This window comes from Pseudomonas sp. rhizo66 (assembly GCF_031931925.1).
GTDB lineage: Bacteria > Pseudomonadota > Gammaproteobacteria > Pseudomonadales > Pseudomonadaceae > Aquipseudomonas.
In genome coordinates this window covers 101,777-123,503 of record NZ_JAUJWZ010000018.1, presented here as the reverse complement: position 1 = coordinate 123,503, position 21,727 = coordinate 101,777, and the positions used below count along the sequence as shown (strand labels likewise).

Sequence of the window (21,727 nt, the reverse complement as noted above, 5' to 3'; positions counted from 1 at the left end):
GCAAGCCAGCTCCCACAGTGTTCTCGGTCGTTCAAAGGTGCTGTGTACAGCCAGGAAACCTGTGGGTGCTGGCTTGCCAGCGATGGGGCCGATATTACTTACACAAGGCTGTCGCGAACCATTTCGAGGAAGGTCGCCACTACCCGTCGATTACTTTGCTCGCGCAAACACACCAGTGTCTCCGTCAATCGACGGGTGCAGTCGACGATCGGTAACGCACACACCCGCGAATCTGCGCCAAATTCCGCCGCCGACACCACGCCAACGCCAATCCCGACCACCACCGCCTCACGCGCCGCTTCCCGGCCTTCCACCTGAATCGCCGGGCGAATGCGAAACCCCACCCTTGCCATTTCCTCTTCCAGCGTCTGCCGGGTTACCGAACCGTGTTCACGCAACACCAGCGGCGTGTCATCCAGGTCTGCCAGGCAGATCGATTCACGCGTGGCCCATGGATGATTGCGCGACACGAACGCCACCATCGGATCATTGCGCAGCGGCACACACAGCAAGCGCTCATCGCTGACATCACGCCCGAGCAACGCCAGATCGGCCTGATAGTTGAACAGGCGAAACAACGATTCATCGGTGTTGCCGGTCTCGATCTTCACGCTGATCCCCGGATAGCGCTCGCAGAACCGCGCGATCTGCGGTAGCACGTGCACCGGCGCATCCACTGCGAGAATCAGGCTGCCGGTCTGCAGGGCCTGGGACTCCTGCAGCAATTCCTGCGCTTCGGCTTCAATCACGAACAGCCGTTGCGTGATCGCCAGCAAGCGTTCGCCCAAGTCAGTCAGGCGCACGGAACGTTTATTGCGGTGAAACAGCAAAACGCCAAAACGCTCTTCGAGTTTGCGCACTTGGTCGGATATCGCCGGTTGCGTGAGAAAAAGACGCTCGGCGGCTTTGGTGAAGCTTCCATGCACGGCCACGGCGTGGAAGGCTTTGAGTTGGGCGTGGGACACCGACATGAAGTCACCTGATCGCTCAGTCAGTAACAAGCTGAGCTTATGTGTGAAATACGATAAATCGATTTTATTTATTAAACAGTAATTGCTTTGATCGGCTCACGCCATCGCTGACTGCCTTCTCGGGCCGCACGGTGGCCATGAGCCTGTACGTGCAACCGCAGGACTCATCTGACCGATATCGCCGTAGGGACGGGGTGATATCGCAGTGCTCAACAATAAAAACACAGGCGTTTTTCTTAACGATTCTGCCGGCACACTCACACCCTGAGGTCAGAACCACCATGAACAAGCACATCGGCACCATTGCGCGTTGGCGCGTGCAGATTTTCGCGATTACCTGGCTGGCGTACGCGGCTTTCTACTTCACCCGCAAAGCGTTTTCGGTGGCCAAACTCGGTATCGCCGAAGACCCCACCTTCATGCTCGACAAGATGGCCATGGCCAACCTCGATGCGATCTATCTGGCGGCTTACGCCATCGGCCAATTCACCTGGGGCATGCTCGCCGACCGCTTTGGTCCGAGGGTCGTGGTACTCGGCGGGTTGTTGATTTCCGCCGCCGCAGCGCTGGTGATGGGCAGTTACGCCACGCTACCGATCTTCGCCACTTGCATGTTGATTCAGGGGTTGGCGCAGTCCACCGGTTGGTCGGGATTGTGCAAAAACCTCGGCAGTTTTTTCCCCTCCCAACAACGCGGGCGAGTGCTCGGGTTATGGAGTTCCTGCTACGCGTTTGGTGGTCTGGTGGCGTCGCCATTTGCCGGCTGGTGGGCGTACACCTTGATGGGCACCTGGCACGCAGCGTTCATTTCAAGTGCGGTGGTGGTCGCCGTGGTGGCGGTGTTGTTCTTTATCTTCCAGCGCAACAAACCGGAAGACGTCGGCTTGCCGGCGGTCGAGCCAGAACCTGAGCTGACCGCAGAAGAAACCGAAGCCAACAGCAAGCTCAGCGTCTGGGAGCCGTTGAAGGAAATCCTGCGTAACCGCACGGTGCTGGTACTAGGCCTGGCGTATTTCATGTTGAAACCGGCGCGTTACGCGATTCTGTTGTGGGGGCCGGTGATTGTCTTTGAACAGATGCCCAGTGTCGGCAAGGTCGGCGCGGCGATCATTCCCACTTCGTTTGAACTGGCCGGGTTGCTCGGGCCGATCCTGATCGGCCTGGCCTCGGACAAACTGTTCGGTGCCCGGCGGATGCCGGCCTGCGTGTTGAGCCTGCTGGCGCTGACCGTGACGCTGGCGCTGTTCATGGCCGCGCTGCACACCGGCAGTGTCTTGCTGGTCGTCGCGTTGCTGTTCGTCATGGGCCTGACCCTGTACGGCCCGGATTCGATGATCAGCGGTGCCGCCGCGATCGATTTCGGCAAAGCCAAGGCCGGCGCCACGGCGGCCGGTTTCGTCAACGGCTGCGGCTCGGTTGGCGCGGTGCTTGGCGGTTTGTTGCCGGGCTACTTCGATTCGGTGACGGTGTTCATTGTCTTCGCCGGTTGTGCGCTGTTTTCGGCGCTGGTGCTGATTCCGCACTGGAACAGTCGTCCGGTTGGCGTGATGGAACCGCGCGCCTCAATCCCCAATTGCCCGCTGACGATCAAACCCCTGCGTTCCTGAACCCTCTTGCCTCGCGGCCTGCTGCGGCGCTTGCGGCAGGCTGTGTTGTGGCCTACTGACTGGAGAAACCCCATGAGACCGTTTTGGCTGGAGCAGGCCTTGCTGGCCGACACCGCGCAAACTTGCCCGCCGTTACAGGGCGAAGTCCGCGCCGATGTGTGCATCGTCGGTGGCGGCTACACCGGGTTGTGGACGGCGATCATGCTCAAGCAACAGAACCCCGAACTCGATGTCTTGCTGATCGAAGCGGACATCTGCGGCGCCGGCGCCAGTGGCCGCAATGGCGGATGCGCGCTGTCATGGTCGGCGAAGTATTTCACCCTTGAGCGCCTGTTTGGCGTCGAGGAAGCGGTGCGCCTGGTCAAGGAGTCGGAGCGCAGCATCCATGCGATCGGCGAGTTCTGTGAACAGTACGGCGTCGATGCCGATTACCGCCTCGATGGCACGCTGTACACCGCGACCAACCGCGCGCAAGTCGGTTCGACCGACGCGGTGATCGCCGCACTGGAGCGCAACGGCATCAACTCGTTCACCCAGCGTCCGGTCGCCGACGTGCAGCGTATGGCCGGTTCGAGCAAGCATCTGGAAGGCTGGTTTTCGCCGGCGGCGGCCAGTGTGCAACCGGGCAAACTGGTGCGAGGCTTGCGTCGGGTGGCGTTGCAACTGGGCGTGAAGATTTACGAAGGCACGGCGATGACCGGGCTGGAAGAAGGGCGCCCGGCACGCCTGCAAACACCGAATGGCAGCGTCGTGGCCGATCGCGTGGTGCTGGCGATGAATGCGTGGATGGCCCGTGCTTTTCCGCAATTCGAGCGCAGCGTGGCGATTGTTTCCAGCGACATGCTGATCACCGAACCGCGCCCGGATCTGTTGCAGCAGATCGGCCTGACCAGCGGCATCAGCGTGCTTGATTCGCGGATTTTCGTGCACTACTACCACAACACCCCGGACGGCCGCATCATGCTCGGCAAGGGCGGCAACACCTTCGCCTTTGGCGGGCGAATGCTGCCGGTGTTCGATCAGCCATCGCCTTATGCGGGCCTGCTGAAAAACAGCCTCGCGGACTTTTTCCCGGCATTTGCCGATGTCAAAGTCGATGCCACCTGGAACGGCCCGTCGGATCGCTCGGTCACCGGTTTGCCGTTCTTCGGCCAGATGAGCGGCGCCGGCAATGTGTTTTACGGTTTCGGCTATTCGGGCAGCGGCGTCGGCCCGTGTCATATGGGCGGGCAGATTCTCGCTTCGCTGGTGCAAGGACTGGACAACCCGTGGACGCGCTCGCCGCTGGTCAACGGGCCGCTGGGTTATTTTCCGCCGGAACCGATTCGCTATCTCGGTTCTTTAATGGTGCGCAACGCCATTCGCCGCAAGGAACGCGCCGAGGACCATGGGCGGCGGCCCCGGCATCTGGATGTGCGTCTGGCGAAATTCGCCGCAGCCGCGGGTAAGGCTGACAAAGCCTGAAGCACGGCGTGTTGATGTAGGAGCTGCCGCAGACTGCGATCTTAAGATCAAAATCAAAAGATCGCAGCCTGCGGCAGCTCCTGCAACGGGATCAGCGTGCGCCGCTGTCGAGTAGCCAGTCGAGCAATAGGTTGTCACGTGCGGGCGGTTCGCGAGGTGTGGGCTTGCGTGAGTTGCCCAGACACAGAATCGGCCGGTCGGGGTCGCTGTCAAGGAAACTCACCCACACTTCACTGCCGGCGCAGGGCAGTTCCTCGCAGGCGATGCGACCATTGGCCCGGGTCATGGCGATGGGCAGCCAGATCGCGTCGTCATCAGGCGATTGCAGAGGTTCCGAGGGCCACAGCCGGACGGCAACTCGACCCTGTTCATCGAGCTGCGCCGGTTGTCCGGCAGGTCCGAGTACCTGCGCCAGGTGATACCCGGCAATACTTGGGCGGGCTTGTTTGAGCGCCGGACGAAAATCGCTGGACCACGGCTGGGCGGTAAAATCGTTGTGATAGCGGTGCAGGGGCGGGATCGGGTCGAGAATCGACGGATGTTGCCCGTGATGACTTGTCGCGGTGAGCCGCCATTGTTCGTTGAAGTGACTGATCGGATGTTCCGACACTTGCAGCAAGTGCCCACTGAGCAGACCAACCCGGTCGCTGCGGCCGTTGATCGTTCGATGCTGACAGCGTTGCCGTTCCAGATGTCGACGGCAGCGTTGTTCGTGGTGTCGTTGTTCGAGGGAAGATGCCTGCGGCAGGGGACTGGCCGTGATGTGGTTGGCGGCCTCGTCGCTGATCGCCCGCTGCCCTCGGTTACGCACGGCATGCAGCGTGGCGATGGGGGCGGCGTGATGATGCTGGTACAGCGAGCTGATGCAGGGTGAAGGCGTTTGCTCGCAGGCCTTGAACGCAACCAGTACTGGCGTTTGCGGCAGGCTGAGGCTGTCATCGGCAAACACGACAACGTGCTCGTCCACCCGGTGTTCAAAGTGATAGTGAATACCTTCCTCTTCGCAAAGCCTGTGCAGCAGCGCCAGATCGCTTTCTTCGTACTGGATGCAAAAAGGCCGGATCGGGTATTGACCGACGGTCATTTCGATCCGGTAGCTGTCAACGGGCAGGGCATTTTCCGTGAGCAACTGCTGGAGAATCTGCGGCACACTCCGATGCACAAACACTCGCCGTTTGCTCGGCTCGGCAAGGCTTTGCAAGCGCGGCACAACAGTCAGTCGATAGCCGATCCGGTGCGTACCGCGATGTTCGCAACTGGCACTGTCGATCACGCCGTGGATTCCATGATGGTCGTCCAGACGCAGAAAGGCCCGTTGGTGCAGGAATGTACCCGGCGCCACGGCGGGGGCCAAACCGATCAGTTCGATGTCGAAACGGTAGGGCTGGTTGAGTGCTTCCTCGCCGTGAAAGCGCACCACCGGCAGGCACAGACCGCTGTCGGTCAGGGTCAGGGTAAAAGGACTTTCCTTGTCATTGAGCATTCGGACAGGCTCTGTCAGGCAATACGGGCCTGAGAGGGTACGAAACCACAGCGCTGAATGGTCATGTCAAAGCCGTTTTTCAGAATCGCCCTACAACCCCTGGTGAAGATGTCGATTCTGCATTGTGTTTTTTTGGTCGATTGCCGACTTTAGGCCGTATAAACTTGGCGCCACGCGTCGGCCAATAGATGTCTCGGCGCCACAGATCAAGAGAGTGAGTAATGGGCGCACAGTGGAAGGTTAAACACAAAGAAGCGGCAGCCAACGCCAAGGGCAAGATCTTCGGCAAACTGGTGAAAGAAATCACCATCGCTGCCCGCAACGGTGCCGATACCGCCACCAACGCACACCTGCGTCTGGTGGTCGAACAGGCCAAGAAAGCCTCGATGCCAAAGGAAACCCTGGACCGCGCGATCAAGAAAGGCGCAGGTCTGCTGGGTGAAACCGTGCAATACCATCGCGTGACCTACGAAGGGTTCGCCCCGCACCAGGTGCCGCTGATCGTTGAGTGCGTGACCGACAACATCAACCGTACCGTCGCGGAAATCCGTGTCGCGTTCCGTAAAGGCCAACTGGGGGCTTCCGGCTCCGTGGCGTGGGACTTCAACCACGTCGGCATGATCGAGGCTTCGCCGGATACCCCGGACGCCGATCCGGAAATGGCCGCGATCGAAGCCGGTGCGCAGGATTTCGAAGCCGGTGAAGATGGCGCGACGCTGTTCCTGACCGACCCGACTGACCTCGATTCGGTGCAGAAAGCACTGCCAGAGCAGGGTTTTACCGTGCTGTCGGCCAAGCTCGGCTACCAGCCGAAAAACCCGGTCAGCGGTTTGAGCGACGAGCAGATGGCTGAAGTTGAAGCGTTCCTCGAAGGCCTCGACAACCATGATGACGTGCAGGACATGTTTGTTGGTCTGGCGGGCTGATCGACTGCGTCAGTGATAGCCTCATCGCTGGCAGGCTAGCTCCCACACCGGATCTGTGGCGTTCACAAATCCCCTGTAGGCGCTAGCCTGCCAGCAATTGACCGCGCTGCGGTCACAGACCTTCAAGTTGCTTGATAACCTCTCCGAACCCAGGCCGCGCCAGCACATCCGCCTGACAGCAACGCCGCTCCAGCTCTTCAAGCACCGTACGCTGCTCATCACTCAATCCCGAGTCGATGCGCGCCAGCAATTCCCCCAGCAAAATCCCGAACGCGCGCACTTCGATGCGTTGCAACGCGCGCGTTTCTGCTGTGTCGACGACCGCATGGAACGAAGCCCCGCCAAAATCCCCGAGCAGGCAATCGCCGCGCTCGTTCAACAGAATGTTGTGCCCGTAGAGATCACCGTGGGTGATGCCTTGCCGATGCAGGTGTTCGGCTGCCGAAGCGATGCCTTTGGCAATGTTCAGCGCGACCTCGGCACTGAACCGGCAATCATCGGCGTACACATCCCGCGAGCAGGACGCCAGGCTGGGCAGGTCGGCGAGGTTGCGGAACGACGGATCGATCAATTGCATCACCAATCCTTGCTGGCCGTCGGGGTGACCGCTGATGCGACCCTCGACACGGATCAGATTGGGATGCAGGCCTGCGGTGATGCAGGCATTCATTTCGTGCAGCGGCGAGCCGTCGCTGGTCATTTCACCTTTGTACAACTTCACCGCAACCGGCGTGACTGAGCCATCGTCGCGTTGCCAGCTCGCCCGGGAAATCACCCCCGAAGCGCCTTCGCCCAGGCGTTGCTCCAGACGCAGCGCCGACCAGGCGATTTGCGCCGTCGCCTCGAGTGCGGCGGCGTCCGCCTCGGTTTCCAGCGGGTTACCGGCGTAGGCCAGCCAGGTCAGGCTCGGCATCGCGAGCAGCCACTGTGGCAGCTCGGTCAGACGGTTGGCGGAGATGCGCAACAGCTCCAGACGATGGCAGTTGCTCAGCGAGGGCGGCAGCGCTTGCAGGCGGTTGCCGGACAGCATGAGTTTTTGCAGGGTAGGGCGCTCACCGAGTTCGCTCGGCAGGCTTTCGATGCAGTTGTCGGTGAGGATCAGCCAGCGCAGCTGCGGCGGCAGGGCGGCTCCTGGTACGTTGACGATGCGGTTGGCCCTGAAACCGACCATCGTCAACGCAGCGCATTGGCCGAGGCAGACCGGCAGTTCGGTGAACGGGTTGTCGGAACAGAACAGCACCCGCAAGCGCGTCAGACGGTGCAAGTCATCCGGCAGGCTGCTCAGGGCGTTGCCGCTGAGGTTGAGGATTTCCAGGGTGTCGGCCAGGTCGAAAATCTCCCGCGGGAATTCGCTCAGGCCACAGGACAGATCCAGACGCGTAATGCCCGACAACTCGCCGGCGCGTAATTGAGCAAGGGTGTGCATGTTGGTGTTCGCTATTGATCGGTGGAGCGACGCTGGGGCGCTGGGAATGGGCGACATGATAACGGCAAAGCCCGGGTTTGAATTGGATAGGCGGCGAAACTTCAGTTGCCCTTGGTGGGAGCGAGCCTGCTCGCGAAGGCGGAGTGTCAGAAGCTGATGTTTTGACTGATAGGGCGCTTTCGCGAGCAGGCTCGCTCCCACAGGGGAATGGCGTGCTCAGGTCGGTTCGTGCACTTCCTGCAACTGCCCTAACCGACTGCGCGTGCGCGCCAGGTCAATGGCCTGGCCATCCAGGCTCGTGCACAAAGGCAGCCGGCCGAGCAGCGTCAGGTGCTTGTCCTGGTCGTACAGCACGTCGATCAGGTTGATGAAGCGCTGTTGCGCGGCGATCGAGCATTCGCCCAGTTCCGGCAGATCTTCGATGATCCAACGGTCGAAACGGCGACACAGTTCCAGATAATCCATGACCGCCGTTGGCTGTTCACACAGGTCGTCGAAGGTAAAACCGACACGCCGCTCTTCACACAAGCGCGCCTGAATCTGCCGGGTGCCGACCGTTAGCGTAATGGCCGGTGCCTCGGCAGGCGGCAGATCCAGGGCGGCGCGTTGTGCTGGCGTGGCCGGCCATATGTAATGCCCTCGAGTGAATATCTGGTGCGCAGCGTGGCGCGTCTGGCTGCGGTAATCGTGCGGGCCGCCGACTTCCATCACCTGCATGTGGGTATTGATCAGTTCGATCACCGGTTTGAAGCGGGCGTGATAGAGCGGATTGGGCAGCAAACCTTCAGGGGCATAGTTGGAAGTGACCAACAGCAGAATCCGCCGTTTGAACAACGCCTTGAACAACCGGGTGATGAGCATGGCATCGCCGATGTCGTGCACATGAAACTCGTCGAAACACAGCACCCGACAATCCTGCAGCAGTTCGTCGAGGGTCACTTCGAGGGCATTGTCCTGCTGGCGATGGCTGAACATGCCCTGATGCAATTGCGCGAAGAACTGATGGAAATGCAGACGCCGTTTCTGGGTGATCGGCAGGGCCTGAAAGAAGCCGTCGAGCAGCCAGCTCTTGCCACGCCCGACCGCGCCGAACAGATACAGGCTTGGCGCTGTTCGGCTGCTGGCGCCAAACAACAGGCTGGCCTGCTGCGCCATGCACTCGATGACGCGCTGCTGGCTGTGGCTGAGGGTGTAACCCTGGCCGCCGGCCTTGTGCCGGAAGTAATCGCGGATCGACTGGGCACTGGCGTCATGCCCGGCGCTGGCCGGCAGACCCTTGCCGAACCAGCGGCGCAACGCTGGCCAGCGCTGGATCAGTCGCGATCGTTTCGGCGGGTGGGCAGGCACTGTCGGCGTCTCCGTGTTCGTCAAAACCGGCGCCCGAGAGCGCGGCGATGTAGTGTAACCAGACACTGACTTGGCCAGCCACCGCGATGCGTTGAGAGAGGGCGGTAATTGAACAAATTTGTGTGGCACGTATAGCTATTTCTAGTGACTTGGCCCGACCTGCTGCCAACCTTTCGAAACATCTTCTGGGCGATTTGTGGATCCAATCGACTGGCGGAATCGTTGACCGTTGCTAACCTCAATCACAGAAACGACGTCGCAAGTGATTACTGACAAGGAACGGCGCATTGAATGTACATGGGGTCATCGCGCTGCTGGGCGTACTGGTTGAGCCCGTCTGCGCGGCGGATCTTCAGGTTGAAGTGCGTGTCGACGTGCAGCGCGGCTGTCAGTTGGTCGGCCAGCAACGAAGCGCCGGCATTGAGCAGTTGGGCGTGCTCGACTTCGGCAGCACCGCGCGCCTCGATGACCTGGCCGGGCCGTTGGCCGCCGCGTTGACCAATCAGCGCCTGCCACGGCTGGAGTGCAACCCGGACACGCCGTACCAGATGCGCGTCGATGGCGGCTTGCATGGGGGTGTCGGTGAAGTCCGCTACATGGCCGGTTCGGCCGGCAGCAAACCGATTCCGTACCGCTTGTATCAGGACGCGGCGCGCCGGGTACCGCTGGAGGTAGATGTGCCGGTCAGCGGGCGGGTGCCGGACAGTGGCACGGTGGAGTTGCCGCTGTATGCGCGGATCGAGCGTTTGGCTGAGGTGCCACGGGTCAGCCGTTATACGGATCTGGTCAAGGTGACGGTCACCTGGTGATCACAGTTTCAAGGCAGCCGATGGACGCGGGTGCGCAAGGAAGGCGTTCAAGGATGAGCGCGGTTATGGAGTCAGCGTAAAGGAGCAGGGACGGGCGCAATGACAGGCAAACACTGGATGGTGGTGGCGGCAGGTACGCTGGCCTTGCTCGCCGAAGACGCGCAAGCGGCGATGAGCGGGCAAATCAATGCGCGGTTGATCCTGATTGCCGGCTGCGAAGTCACCAATACCAGCACGCCCGACAGTCCGGTCAGTGCCCTCGGTACCCTTGATTTCGGTCTTCAGGGGCCTACCTGGAACGCACCGATCAAGGCCAGTCTGGATGGCGACAGCAGCGGCAAGCTCAATGTCGCCTGCAACCCTTCGGTCACCGGTTTCACCGTCACCATCGACGGCGGCACCCATGGTGACGGCAATACCCGGCGCCTGAGCAACGGCCGCCAGACCATCCCCTATCAGCTGTTCGTCGATCCCTCAGGCGCCCGCAGTTACAGCATCGGCCAGCAACACAATTTCGCTGTCACCAGCGGTGCGCAGATACCCATTCCGGTATTTGGCTCGGTGGTGGCGAACACCCGCGCGGTACCGGCAGGGGTTTATACCGACACCCTGACGGTGACGCTCGACTGGTAACCCCGTAGAGGACGGACACCATGCGTACGTTTGCATCAAGGATAGGTTTGTCGTTGTTCGGCCTGGCGCTGGTTTCCAGTGCCAACGCTGCCACCACGGTCACCGGCCAGATCACCTCCAGCCTGATTCTGATCAGCAGTTGTGAGGTCAACGGCGCTGGCGGCTCCACCGGGCTGAACTTCGGTGCGTTGAACTTCGGTACCGCCAACAGCCTGTTCACCACGGCCACCGGGCAAGTGTTGGGCGGCGGTGGCGGGGCCTTGTCGATTCTCTGCTCCAGCGGTACCACGCCGACGGTCAAGGTGCGTGCCGGTGCCCACGACGGCATGTCACCGGGCGGCACACGAGCGTTGTACGACGGTGTCGCCAATTATGTGCCGTACGACTTGTACACCGATGCCGGGCACTCACAACTGCTGGCGATTGACGGGACGATCAACCTCGCCGCCAGTACCGGTGTCGCGCAAACGGTGAATATTTACGGGCAGGCGGTGGGCAAGGCCGGTTTGCCAGCGGGGACGTACACCGACACCGTCGCTGTTGAACTGACGTTCTGATGCCATGCGCCGCCATGGCTGTGCCGCGCTGGTTCTGCTCTGTGCGGGCAGCGCGCCGCTGCCGCTGACCGCCGCGACGAGCCAGACTTTTCAGGTGAGCGCAACGGTCACCGCGGGGTGTCTGGTGGTGGGCGGGGTGTCGAACTATGGCGGGCTGAATTTCGGTTCGCGTTCGGCACTGGCCACCGGCACCGTGCAGGTCGCGCTGACCGGCGGGGTGCAACTGCAATGCACGCCGGGCGTGACGCTGAGCATGAGCGTCGATGGCGGTCAGTACAACAGCAGTGGCCGGCACATGCAGGTCAACAGCGGCAGCGCGCGGGTGGCGTATGCGCTGTTCAGCGATGCGGCCTACAGCCAGAGCCTGGGCATCGGCCAGAGTGTGGCGGTGGCCTACAGCGATGCGAACAACATCAGCCTGCCGATTTACGGTCAGGTGCAATTGCCGGGCAATCAGCCTGGGGGGACGTACAGCGACGTGTTGCAGGTGCAGCTGTCGTGGTAAGGCGAAGTTGAATGGCCGACAAGGAGCAGGTTTATGGGGTCAGTTACGTCACGGCACTCGCGCGTGCGTTGCGCGATGTGGGCGTTGGTCATGCTTGGGGCCAGCAATGCACACGCGGCCAGTTCGGTGCTGATCTGGCCGATCGATCCGGTGCTGGAGGCTGATCAACAGGCCAGTGCGCTGTGGCTGGAAAACCGCGGCAGCGAAACCGCCAATCTGCAGATCCGTGTGTTCGGCTGGAGCCAGAGTGGGTTCACCGAGCAATACCAGAACCAGCGCGACGTGATCGGCAGCCCGCCGGTGGCGAAAATCGAGCCGGGGCAAAAACAACTGGTCCGCCTGACCCGGACCAAGGAAGTGCCGCCGGGGCAGGAACTGGCCTACCGGATCATCATTGACGAAATTCCCTCCGCACAACCCGCGACTGCCGACGGCGGTAAAACAGCAGCAGCGATCCGCTTCCAGATGCGCTACTCGGTGCCGCTGTTTGCCTACGGCGCCGGGCTGTGGAGCAAGGAAGACAGCAGCCGCGTGCGTGATCCCAAGGGTGTCGGCCTGCCGCAATTGAGCTGGCGCACAGTTGCAGTCGACGGCAAGCCCTATGTCGAAGTGCGTAATCAGGGCGCGGTGCATGCGCGACTGACCGACGTGGCAATCAAGCAGGCAGGGCAGAGCAGACCGCTGGCCGAAGGATTGTTGGGTTATGTGTTGCCGGGCGCGGTGATGCGCTGGCCGGCACCGGGGCCGTTGGCCGGTGATTCGGCGTTGCAGGTGCGGGTGAACGGCGCGCCGCAGGTGCAGAGCATTACACCTGCCAATTGAGTCAGTCGTAGCACAGGCATCTGACGTCGGCTAAAGCGGAATCAGGGAGGATTCAGTCCATTGACGGACGTAAAACGCGTATGAACCCGGGACGGGTTCGCCGTATTCAGCGTCCGTTGTGGCTCATCACCGGCGCGTGTTGCCTGATGTTCGTTCAACCATCCGGGGCCGGCGATCTGCCTCCGCCACCGAGCGGCATGGAGGCCGTGAGTGATGCACAGTTGTTTCTGGAACTGGTGGTCAACCAGATGAATACCGGTCGCGTGGTGGCGGTGCAGCAGCGCGACGGGCGCTTGTTCGTGCCGGCGACCGCGTTGCGCGAAACCGGCATGAAGTTGCCCGACAGCCTCGGCGCCGAGGTCGATCTGGACAGTCTGGCGGGGTTGCACAGTGAATACGACAGCGTCGGCCAGCGCTTGCTGCTGGACGTGCCGCCGGACTGGCTGCCGGAACAGTTCATCGGCAATCGCCAGGCTTACCCGCGCACCCCGGCGCTGAGCAGCTTCGGCGCGCTGTTCAACTACGACCTCTACCTCAATGACACCGACGATGCCGGTACGTATCTGGCGGCGTGGAACGAAGTGCGGCTGTTCGACAGCTGGGGCACGTTGTCCAACACCGGGCAATACCGGCGTACGTTGTCCGCTGACTCGTTCAACACGCTGGACAACGGTTACCTGCGTTACGACACCACATGGCGTTACTCCGACGACGAGCGAATGCTCACCTACGAGGCCGGTGACGTGATCAGCGGAGCGCTGCCGTGGAGCAGTTCGGTGCGGCTGGGCGGCGTGCAGTTCTCGCGAGACTTTGCCGTGCGCCCGGATCTGGTCACGTATCCATTGCCGCAATTTGCCGGCGAAGCGGCGGTGCCGTCATCGGTGGACCTGTTCATCAATGGCTACAAGTCCAGCAGCGCAGATTTGCAGCCGGGGCCTTACACGCTGACCAATATTCCGTTCATCAACGGCGCAGGCGAAGCGGTGGTGGTGACCACCGATGCATTGGGTCGGCAGGTGTCGACCACGGTGCCGTTCTACGTCACCAGCACTTTGCTGCAAAAAGGCTTGAGCGATTTTTCCGTGGCCGCCGGTACGTTACGTCGCGACTATGGTTTGAAGGATTTCAGTTACGGCCCGGGTGTCACCTCCGGCAGCCTGCGTTATGGCGTCAGCGACAGTTTCACCCTGGAAAGCCATGCCGAAGCGGCCGATTCGCTGACACTGGGCGGCCTCGGCGGCAACCTGCGGCTGGGCAATTTTGGCGTACTCAACAGCGCCCTGAGTCAAAGCCGCTTCGATGGCGAGGGCGGTCAGCAATTGAGCCTGGGCTATCAGTACAGCAATCAGCGCTTCAGCTTTTCGTACCAACGCTTGCAACGCCACGATCAATACGCCGACCTCAGCGTGGTCGATAGCCCCTACATCAGCCTGAGTCGGCGCAGCGAACAGGCGACCCTGAGCCTCAACCTCGACCGCTGGGGCAGCCTCGGCGCCGGTTATTTCGATGTACGCGCGGCGGACGACTCGCGCACGCGGCTGCTCAACCTCAGCTGGAGCAAACCGCTGTGGCGCAACAGCAGCTTCTACCTGTCGGCCAACCGCGAAATCGGTGACAGCAACTGGGCGATGCAGGCGCAACTGGTGATCCCGTTCGATCTGCGCGGCAGTCTGGCGATCAGCAGTGATCGCAGTAAAACCGGGCAGAGCCAGCAACGGATCAACTACAGTCGCGCGGTGCCCAGCGAGGGCGGCGTGGGTTTCAACCTCGGTTACGCCAAGGGTGACGGCGCTGATTATCGTCAGGCCGACGTCACCTGGCGTCTGCAATCGGTGCAGTTGCAGGCTGGTGTCTACGGCACTTCCGACGCCGAAACCCGTTGGGCCGATGCCAGTGGCTCGCTGGTATGGATGGACCGTCAGGTGTTCGCGGCAAATCGTATCGACGACGCGTTTGTAGTAGTCAGCACCGACGGTTTTGCCGACATTCCAGTGCGCTACGAAAACCAGCAGGTCGGTCAGACCGACAAGAACGGTCATCTGCTGGTGCCGTGGAGCAGCGCCTATTACCGTGGCAAGTATGAAATCGATCCACTGAATCTGCCGGCCAACGTACGCAGTCCCAATGTCGAACAACGCATCGCGGTAAGGCGCGGCAGCGGTTATCTGCTGGAGTTTCCACTGACCCGGGTGATTGCCGCGAGCATCGTACTGGTCGACACGCAACAGCGCGAACTGCCGCTGGGCGCGGGCGTGCTGCATGAGCAGAGCGGTACGCGGACGGTGGTCGGCTGGGACGGGCTGGTGTATCTGGAAAACCTGCAGGCGCAGAACTCGCTGCAGGTGACGCTGGCCGACGGTAAGACGTGTCAGGCGCAGTTCAGCGTCGATCTGAATCAGGACCAGGTGCCGTTGATTGGCCCGTTGGTGTGCCAATGATCGGCGCACGCTGGTTTCTGTTGCTGGCGCTGATGCTGCCTGCGGCGGTGCAGGCCGCGTGTTCGGTGGTCAGCACTACGCCGGCGGCGTTCGGTACGCTCAGTTCGATTGCCGTGCGCACGACGTCGCAGCCCAGTTCCACCCTGAACGCAGGTTTGAGTTGCACCGGTTCGCTGCTGTCCTTGCTGACCAGCAACGACCATTTCTGGGGCACGGTGTCTTCGACTCAAAGTGGTCTGGTCGGGCCGAGCGGTGATGTCATCAGTTACACGGTCTACGCCAACAACAGCACCAGCTACCCGCTGACTCGCGGCACGGCCTTCGACTTTGCGCGCAACGGCATCATCGATGCCCTCGGCCTGCTCAACGGTACGACGCCGAAAACGGTGCCGCTCTACCTCGGTACAACCATCGGCAGCAACGTCGCCGCCGGGGTCTACACCGAGACCCTGAGCATTTTCTGGAACTGGAATTACTGCTCGGGGATCGGCATCGGCTCCATCTGCCTCGGGCGCGATATCGCCAGCGGCACGACTTCGTTGACGGTGAACCTGACGGTGTCCAATGACTGCACGATTACTGCGCCGAACATTGCTTTCGGCAGCGCGCCGGTGGTCAGCGCTTTTACGCCGGTGACCGGACAGACGATCAATCTGGCCTGCACCAAGGGCAGTGCCTACACCGTGGGGCTGAGTGACGGGCAGAACGCTGTGAGTGTCGGCGGCCGGCGAAGGATGATTTCCGGAAGCAATTATCTGGCCTACGACATTTTCAAAAGTGCCGGCACCACGCGCTGGGGCAGTGTCGGCGCGGCGCGGCGGGCGAGTACCGATGCCGAGGTCAATCCGGGTAACGGGCTGGGCACAGGCAGTCAGATCTTCAACTACAACGCGAAGATCTACACCGACCAGACCACACCGCCGGCGGGCACGTATCTGGACAATGTGGTTTTGGACGTGGGTTTCTGAGCTGACACGATCCTTTGTAGGAGCTGTCGAGTGAAACGAGGCTGCGATCTTTTGATCTTGCCCTTAAGAACAAGATCAAAAGATCGCAGCGTGCCGCAGCTCCTACATAGAACAGCGGTGTTTTCAGAATTGCAGTGATTGCTTGAGCTGTTGCGCCGCTGGCGTATCGACCGGGCTGACCATGGCGTAGTTGTACCCGCCACCCGACCAGTATTCGGCCTGCAAGTCGCCATCACTGCGGCTTCCACGCGGCAAAAAGGTGTTCTTCGGCCCCGGCGGGCGCACGTAGAAACTCACTTTATGGCCGCTGCCATCCTCATACATGACCATCGCCGCCGGCCCCTCGTCGGTGCTGAGCAGCCGCCCGCTGACCGGTTCAAACCCGGCCGCCTTCAGATTGGGCAAGCGACTGGCCCGGTTGAAATAGCGGTCGAGCCAGCGCTGCATGTCGCCATCACTGTCGACCTTGTAATCAGCCGGCAACATGCCTTGCTGGGCAATCAGGCGATAGGCCTGCAAGGCGTCGGTCATTGGCAGCATGGGCGGGCGCACGAGGGTCATTTCCCGCGCCTGCCAGCCACTGAAGCCGCCGACGCTGACCGCGATCAGCAGCACCGCGGCACTGGCCAGATGCCGCCGTGCCTGGCGTTGGCGGCGCTGGCGAATCATCGCCGGGTCAAGCGCCGGATTGGCCGGTTGCTGTAGTGCGCCGCTGAGTGCCGCGCGCAGTTGCTGGGCATCCTGTTGCCAGGCGCGAACCTGCGCCGCTTCGTCGGGGTGACTGGCCAGCCAGGTGTCCAGCACACGCCGGTCGGCGTCGCTGAGCTGGTGGTCGACATAGGCGTGCAGGTCACGCTCGTTGGGAGGCAGGCTGATCATTTGAGTATCCGCAAAGAAGGGCTGCTGATTTCGCCGTCGCTGAGTTGGCGCAAGGCCTGGCGGGCGCGGGACAGGCGCGACATCACGGTGCCGATCGGGGCGCCGAGAATCTCGGCGACCTCTTTATAGGAAAGGCCTTCCACCGAGACCATCAGCAGCAGGGCACGCTGTTCGCTGGGCAGGCGGTCGAAGGCTTGCAAGGTCGACTGGGCGATGACGGTACGCTCCACCGACGGTTCGGCATCGTCGCGACCGGTGAAGAATTCGAGCATGCGCGCATAGCGCCGGGCGCGGCGATGGGCGTCGAGAAACTGCCGATACAGAATCGCAAACAGCCAGGCACGCAAGTCGCCGTCGGCACGTTTATCGCCCCAACTCGACAGGGCCCGCTCAAGGCACGCCTGCACCAGATCGTCGGCGCTGCTGCTGTTGCGTGTCAGTGACACGGCAAAGCGGCGCAATCTGGGAATGATTTCTCTCAACTGTTCGTCGAATTCGCTCATGAAATTCTACTAGTCACTACGCTGTGGACTAGGGAGACGCCCGCCGTTGGAGGTTATTCCACGTTCGGAAAAATAAATACCGTCGCGTGGAATAAACCCGGACGAGGCGCGTCTTGCTGATTCTTCCTACTTGTGGCCGATGGCCCTGGAGTTTTTCATGGTTGATCGTTCATCACCCAACGCTTCACCGCCCGGCGGGCCGCAGCGCCCGCCACTGAGTACCGCGAGCCTGATATTGCGTCTGGGCGGTATTGCCGTGGTAGTCGCCGCAGTGGCGGGGGCGTTTGCCTACGTTCACGGTAACTTCGACCCACAACGTCTGACGCCGAAAGCGCTGGTCGATGTGCTGGAGAAGAATAACGGCGTGCATCCTGGGTTTCGCCGTAACCACGCCAAAGGCGTGTGCGTGATCGGGCATTTCGAAAGCAGTGGTGAGGCACGAGTATTCTCCACCGCGCAGGTGTTCAACGAGCCGCGGACTCCGGTGGTGGGGCGTTTTGCCCTGCCGGCAGGCAATCCGTACGCACCGGACAGCAGCGTGCCGATTCGCAGTCTGGCGTTGCGTTTTACCCAGGCCAACGGGCAGCAGTGGCGCACCGGGATGAACAGCATGCCGGTGTTCCCGGTCGGTACGCCTGAAGCGTTTTATCAATTGCAGCAGGCGCAATCGCCAGACCCTGCCACCGGTAAACCTGACCCGGCCAAAGTCCCGGCGTTTTTCGCCGCGCACCCGGAAACCGTGCCGTTTCTGACCTGGGTGAAGACGGCCAAACCGTCGGCCAGTTACGCCACTGAAACCTATAACAGCGTCAACGCGTTTTATCTGGTCGATGCCAGCGGTAAAAAGCAGGCCGTGCGCTGGAGCATGACCCCGTTGGCGCGCGATGCTGCGGGCGCCAGTGCGCCGGAGGGCGGCGATTTTCTCGAGAAGGATCTGGTGCAACGATTGGCGGCGGCGCCGCTGCGTTTTCAGTTGAATATCACCCTGGCCAACCCTGAAGATCCAGTGAACGACGCCAGCAAGACCTGGCCCGAGGGGCGCAAAGTGTTGAACGCCGGCACGCTGGTGCTGGAAAAGACCCAGCCGCAATTGAGCGGCGAATGCCGTGACATCAACTATGACCCGCTGGTACTGCCAGCCGGCATTCAGGGTTCCGACGACCCGTTGCTCGCGGCCCGTTCCGCCGGTTACGCCAATTCCTACCTGCGCCGCACCAGCGAAGTCAGCCAGTTGCCCGCCGCCAAACAGGAGGCTCGCCCATGAGCACCCAACCGACGCATTTCGCCCTGTTGGCGCGGCTGCTGCACTGGCTGATGGCGCTGATGATCATCGCCATGCTGTTTATCGGCGCCGGCATGGTCACCTCGGTGTCCGAGCGGCACGAATGGTTGATCCATCTGCACAAACCCTTGGGTATTGCGATTCTGGCGCTGGTGATTGTACGTTTGCTGGTACGGCTCACCACTCGCCAGCCACCGCTGCCGGCCGATCTGCCGGGCTGGCAGGTGCTGGCGGCCAAGGCTTCGCATTTGCTGTTGTACGCATTGATGCTGGTGTTGCCGTTGCTCGGTTGGGCGATGATCAGCGCTTCGGGTGAGCCGGTGATGCTCAGCACAACGTTGCAGTTGCCAGCGATTGTTCCGGCCGATGCGCAGTTGTTTGCGTTTCTGCGCAAGGCTCACGGGTATCTGGCCTATCTGCTGTTCCTGACGGTGCTGCTGCACCTGGCGGCGGCGTTGTTTCATGGCTGGATCCGCCGCGACGAGGTGCTCGACAGCATGTTGCGTGGTCGCGATCGCAGCTAACCCGTTTGCGTGGCGCATCGTACCGGTGCGCCGCGTTTCAGGGTCAGCCACCAGTACGCCAGCGCCACGGCGTTGATGCCCGCACCGAGCAGGCACACGCCGATCCAGCCGGCCCACGCGTACATCGCGGTCGAGCCGATGGAACCGAGCGCGCTGCCGATCGAATAGAACAGCATGTATCCGGCGGTGAGACGGCTTTGCGCTTCGGGGCGCACGCTGTAGATCATGCTCTGGCTGGTGACGTGCACGGCTTGCAGACCCAGATCAAGGGTGATTACGCCGAGCAGCAATGCCCACAGCGAGGATTGAGTCAGGGCAATCGGCAGCCACGAAGCAAGCATCAGCAACAGCGAAAGACCGCTGACCCATTGCCCGAGTCCGCGATCAGCCAGATGCCCGGCCCGTGCGGCAGCCAGCGCGCCGGCGGCGCCAGCCAGTCCGAACAGTCCGATTTCACTGTGCGACAGGGACAGTGGCGGGGCGGCCAGTGGCAACACCATCGGCGTCCACAGCACCATCGCACTGGCGAAAGTCAGCAACGCGAGGATCGCGCGTTGGCGCAGCACCGGTTCTTCTCTGAACAGGCTGAATACCGAAGCGATCAGTGCAAGGTAGCGAGTTGTCGGCTGTGGGGCTTCATGTTTGGGAAGAATGCGAAACAGTAGCAACGCCATCAATAGTGTCAGCCCGGCTGACAGGAAGTAAATCGCTCGCCATCCGGCCAGATCGGCCATACCGCCGGCGACCGTTCGCGCCAGCAAGATGCCGACGACGATACCGCTGGTGACTACACCGACCACGCGCCCGCGTTGGGCCGGGATGGCCAGCGTCGCGGCGTAAGCCACCAACACCTGCGTCACTACTGCGAGCAGCCCTGTCAGGGTCATGCCGAGCAACAACCAGACACTGTTGGGCGCCAACGCGATCATCAACAACGCCACAGCCGACAGCAGTGTCTGGTTGACGATCAATTTGCGGCGGTTAAGCAGGTCGCCAAGGGGGACCAATAACACCAGGCCGATGCCGTAGCCGATTTGCGTCAGGGTGATGACGATGCCGATGGTCGCCGGCGACATGGCAAACGCCTCGGCCATCGCGTCCAGTAATGGCTGGGCGTAATACACATTGCCCACGGCCAGACCGCAGGCCACGGAGAACAGCAACACGGCAGTGCTTTTGAGAGGTTTCATATCCCGCATCCTTTTAGGTTTCAAAATAAAACCTTGGTCACGGTATTGGTGCAGGTTTTATTTTGCAACCTGTTTGCGCGAGAGTGTGAATGGCAAAAAGCAAAAGATCGCAGACAAGCTGCGATCTTTACCGGACGGAGGAGGGGATCAGCGCAGGGTATCAACCATGTCAGCGATGGTCGTCAGCACGTCTTTACCCAACTGTTTGGAGCGTTTACCCGACCAGCCGGTGACTTTGTCGGGATGGTCGTCGTGATCCTTGAACGGCATTTCCAGAGTCAGCGACAGGCAGTCATATTTCTGTCCGACGCTGTTGCACGCCAGGGTCATGTTGGCCTGGCCCGGTTCGTCGCGGGTGTAGCCATACTTGGTCTGGAACTCTTTGGTGGTGTGTTTCAGGTGATTGCGGAAGTGCTCTTCAAGCTTCTCGATGCGCGGCGTATAGCCTGGATTGCCTTCGCAGCCGGCGGTGAAAACGTGAGGAATGGTTTCATCGCCATGGGCGTCCAGGAACAGATCGACGCCGTACTTTTCCATTTGCTGCTGGACGAAGAGCACCTCGGGACTGATCTCCTGGCTGGCGTTCTGCCAGGCCCGGTTCAAATCCTGACCCATGGCGTTGGTGCGCAGATGGCCATGGAACGCGCCATCTGGATTCATGTTCGGCACCAGGTACAGATCGGCACTGGCGAGCAGCTTGTTCAGCACCGGATCATCGTGTCTTTCCAGACGCTCGATCACGCCCTCCATGAACCATTCAGCCATGTGCTCACCCGGATGCTGCTGAGCGATGATCCAGATTTTGCGCTGGCCTTCGGCGCCCGTGCCTTTGCGCAACAATTGAATGTCGCGACCTTCGACACTTTTACCGGTCGCCAATAATTCCGTGCCGGCCCTGGTCAGCGCCTGCTCGATCAGCCAGTCGTGACGGCCACGGCTGTAGGGTTCGAAGTAGGCGAACCAGGCGTGGGTCTGGGTAGCTTCGAGGCAAAAGCGCAGGCAGTCGCCTTCGTAAATAGTCGGCACGCGGAACCAGTTGACATGATCGTAAGACGCTACAGCCTGATAACCCGGCCAGCCCTTGCTGTAGGTAGATTGGCTGGCGTTGTTCAGGCGGAACCAGTGTTCCTGGCCGACATGCAGGCCGCTGGCCTTGAAATGGAACCACTGGAAATGGGCGCTGCGGGTATCCGGACGAATGGCCAGAACCGGATTGAGCGGATTGCTGATGTCGATAACCTGGATGTTGCCGCTGTCGAAGTTGGCACTGATGTCGAACGAAGATTTGCCCACGGTCATAATCGATTCCTGAATATGATTTTTATGGCCGTTACTGTACACGCAGGCAGGGCTGAAACCGAGGGGAATTGCGGGGTTTGGCGGGGGGCGTCCT

The 21,727-nt window shown here is 61.3% G+C and carries 20 protein-coding genes; 12 read left to right on the top strand and 8 right to left on the bottom strand.

Features of this window, described 5'->3' with window-relative positions; translation table 11 throughout:
• Positions 1–98 precede the first annotated feature (98 nt).
• Complete coding sequence (locus QZR14_RS21145; protein WP_311997668.1) at positions 99–971, bottom strand: LysR family transcriptional regulator; 873 nt, start codon at positions 969–971, stop codon at positions 99–101.
• A gap of 281 nt (positions 972–1,252) precedes the next feature.
• On the opposite strand from QZR14_RS21145, the gene QZR14_RS21140 reads away from it, so the two are divergent.
• Complete coding sequence (locus tag QZR14_RS21140) at positions 1,253–2,578, top strand: MFS transporter (RefSeq protein WP_311997667.1); 1,326 nt, start codon at positions 1,253–1,255, stop codon at positions 2,576–2,578.
• 72 nt (positions 2,579–2,650) lie between these two features.
• Positions 2,651–4,042 (top strand): FAD-dependent oxidoreductase, encoded by a 1,392-nt coding sequence (locus QZR14_RS21135; RefSeq protein ID WP_250606614.1) that lies wholly within the window; start codon positions 2,651–2,653, stop codon positions 4,040–4,042.
• 91 nt (positions 4,043–4,133) lie between these two features.
• Here QZR14_RS21135 and QZR14_RS21130 read toward each other — a convergent pair whose 3' ends face one another.
• Positions 4,134–5,525: a type VI secretion system Vgr family protein gene (locus QZR14_RS21130; protein WP_311997666.1), complete on the bottom strand. Its 1,392-nt coding sequence runs from the start codon at positions 5,523–5,525 to the stop codon at positions 4,134–4,136.
• 221 nt (positions 5,526–5,746) lie between these two features.
• Between QZR14_RS21130 and QZR14_RS21125 the strand changes: the two genes are divergently transcribed.
• Positions 5,747–6,451: a YebC/PmpR family DNA-binding transcriptional regulator gene (locus QZR14_RS21125; RefSeq protein WP_123450896.1), complete on the top strand. Its 705-nt coding sequence runs from the start codon at positions 5,747–5,749 to the stop codon at positions 6,449–6,451.
• A 112-nt stretch (positions 6,452–6,563) separates the two neighbouring features.
• On the opposite strand, the gene QZR14_RS21120 is transcribed toward QZR14_RS21125, so the two are convergent.
• Positions 6,564–7,877, bottom strand: a complete 1,314-nt coding sequence (locus tag QZR14_RS21120) for a leucine-rich repeat-containing protein kinase family protein (protein ID WP_311997665.1) — start codon at positions 7,875–7,877, stop codon at positions 6,564–6,566.
• Between the two features lie 216 nt (positions 7,878–8,093).
• Positions 8,094–9,224 carry a cell division protein ZapE gene (zapE, locus tag QZR14_RS21115; protein ID WP_311997664.1) on the bottom strand — a complete coding sequence of 377 codons (1,131 nt, stop codon included), beginning with the start codon at positions 9,222–9,224 and terminating at the stop codon, positions 8,094–8,096.
• Between the two features lie 287 nt (positions 9,225–9,511).
• Here zapE and QZR14_RS21110 point away from each other — a divergent pair, with 287 nt between their 5' ends.
• The 7 genes from QZR14_RS21110 to QZR14_RS21080 all read left to right on the top strand — a co-directional run bounded on the left by QZR14_RS21110 (position 9,512) and on the right by QZR14_RS21080 (position 15,956).
• Positions 9,512–10,033: a Csu type fimbrial protein gene (locus QZR14_RS21110; protein WP_311997663.1), complete on the top strand. Its 522-nt coding sequence runs from the start codon at positions 9,512–9,514 to the stop codon at positions 10,031–10,033.
• A gap of 99 nt (positions 10,034–10,132) precedes the next feature.
• Positions 10,133–10,666 carry a Csu type fimbrial protein gene (locus QZR14_RS21105; RefSeq protein WP_311997662.1) on the top strand — a complete coding sequence of 178 codons (534 nt, stop codon included), beginning with the start codon at positions 10,133–10,135 and terminating at the stop codon, positions 10,664–10,666.
• A gap of 20 nt (positions 10,667–10,686) precedes the next feature.
• Entirely contained in the window at positions 10,687–11,223 is a 537-nt protein-coding gene (locus tag QZR14_RS21100; RefSeq protein ID WP_311997661.1) for a Csu type fimbrial protein, read from the top strand.
• Between the two features lie 4 nt (positions 11,224–11,227).
• Positions 11,228–11,728 (top strand): Csu type fimbrial protein, encoded by a 501-nt coding sequence (locus QZR14_RS21095; protein ID WP_250606622.1) that lies wholly within the window; start codon positions 11,228–11,230, stop codon positions 11,726–11,728.
• Between the two features lie 33 nt (positions 11,729–11,761).
• Positions 11,762–12,550, top strand: coding sequence for a fimbrial biogenesis chaperone (locus QZR14_RS21090; RefSeq protein WP_250606624.1), 789 nt, complete (start codon positions 11,762–11,764; stop codon positions 12,548–12,550).
• A gap of 80 nt (positions 12,551–12,630) precedes the next feature.
• Entirely contained in the window at positions 12,631–14,988 is a 2,358-nt protein-coding gene (locus QZR14_RS21085) for a fimbria/pilus outer membrane usher protein (protein WP_311997660.1), read from the top strand.
• The gene (locus tag QZR14_RS21080; RefSeq protein ID WP_311997659.1) at positions 14,985–15,956 is read left to right on the top strand and encodes a Csu type fimbrial protein; all 972 of its coding nucleotides are present in this window, start codon (positions 14,985–14,987) and stop codon (positions 15,954–15,956) included. Before QZR14_RS21085 ends, QZR14_RS21080 begins: the two co-directional genes overlap by 4 nt.
• Before the next feature lie 123 nt (positions 15,957–16,079).
• Here the strand turns inward: QZR14_RS21080 and QZR14_RS21075 are convergent, their stop codons facing one another.
• Both QZR14_RS21075 and QZR14_RS21070 read right to left on the bottom strand, forming a co-directional pair.
• A complete protein-coding gene (locus QZR14_RS21075; RefSeq protein ID WP_311997658.1) occupies positions 16,080–16,835 on the bottom strand; it encodes an anti-sigma factor family protein in 756 nt (251 codons plus the stop codon).
• The gene (locus tag QZR14_RS21070) at positions 16,832–17,338 is read right to left on the bottom strand and encodes a sigma-70 family RNA polymerase sigma factor (protein ID WP_311997657.1); all 507 of its coding nucleotides are present in this window, start codon (positions 17,336–17,338) and stop codon (positions 16,832–16,834) included. Before QZR14_RS21070 ends, QZR14_RS21075 begins: the two co-directional genes overlap by 4 nt.
• Positions 17,339–17,495: 157 nt before the next feature.
• Here QZR14_RS21070 and QZR14_RS21065 point away from each other — a divergent pair, with 157 nt between their 5' ends.
• Both QZR14_RS21065 and QZR14_RS21060 read left to right on the top strand, forming a co-directional pair.
• Positions 17,496–18,602 (top strand): catalase family peroxidase, encoded by a 1,107-nt coding sequence (locus QZR14_RS21065; protein WP_311997655.1) that lies wholly within the window; start codon positions 17,496–17,498, stop codon positions 18,600–18,602.
• Complete coding sequence (locus tag QZR14_RS21060; protein ID WP_311997653.1) at positions 18,599–19,144, top strand: cytochrome b; 546 nt, start codon at positions 18,599–18,601, stop codon at positions 19,142–19,144. Before QZR14_RS21065 ends, QZR14_RS21060 begins: the two co-directional genes overlap by 4 nt.
• Here QZR14_RS21060 and QZR14_RS21055 read toward each other — a convergent pair.
• Complete coding sequence (locus QZR14_RS21055) at positions 19,141–20,334, bottom strand: MFS transporter (RefSeq protein ID WP_250606634.1); 1,194 nt, start codon at positions 20,332–20,334, stop codon at positions 19,141–19,143. The two genes, QZR14_RS21060 and QZR14_RS21055, sit on opposite strands and share 4 nt — an antisense overlap.
• A gap of 147 nt (positions 20,335–20,481) precedes the next feature.
• A complete protein-coding gene (locus tag QZR14_RS21050) occupies positions 20,482–21,633 on the bottom strand; it encodes a M14 family metallopeptidase (protein WP_311997652.1) in 1,152 nt (383 codons plus the stop codon).
• Positions 21,634–21,727: the final 94 nt, after the last annotated feature.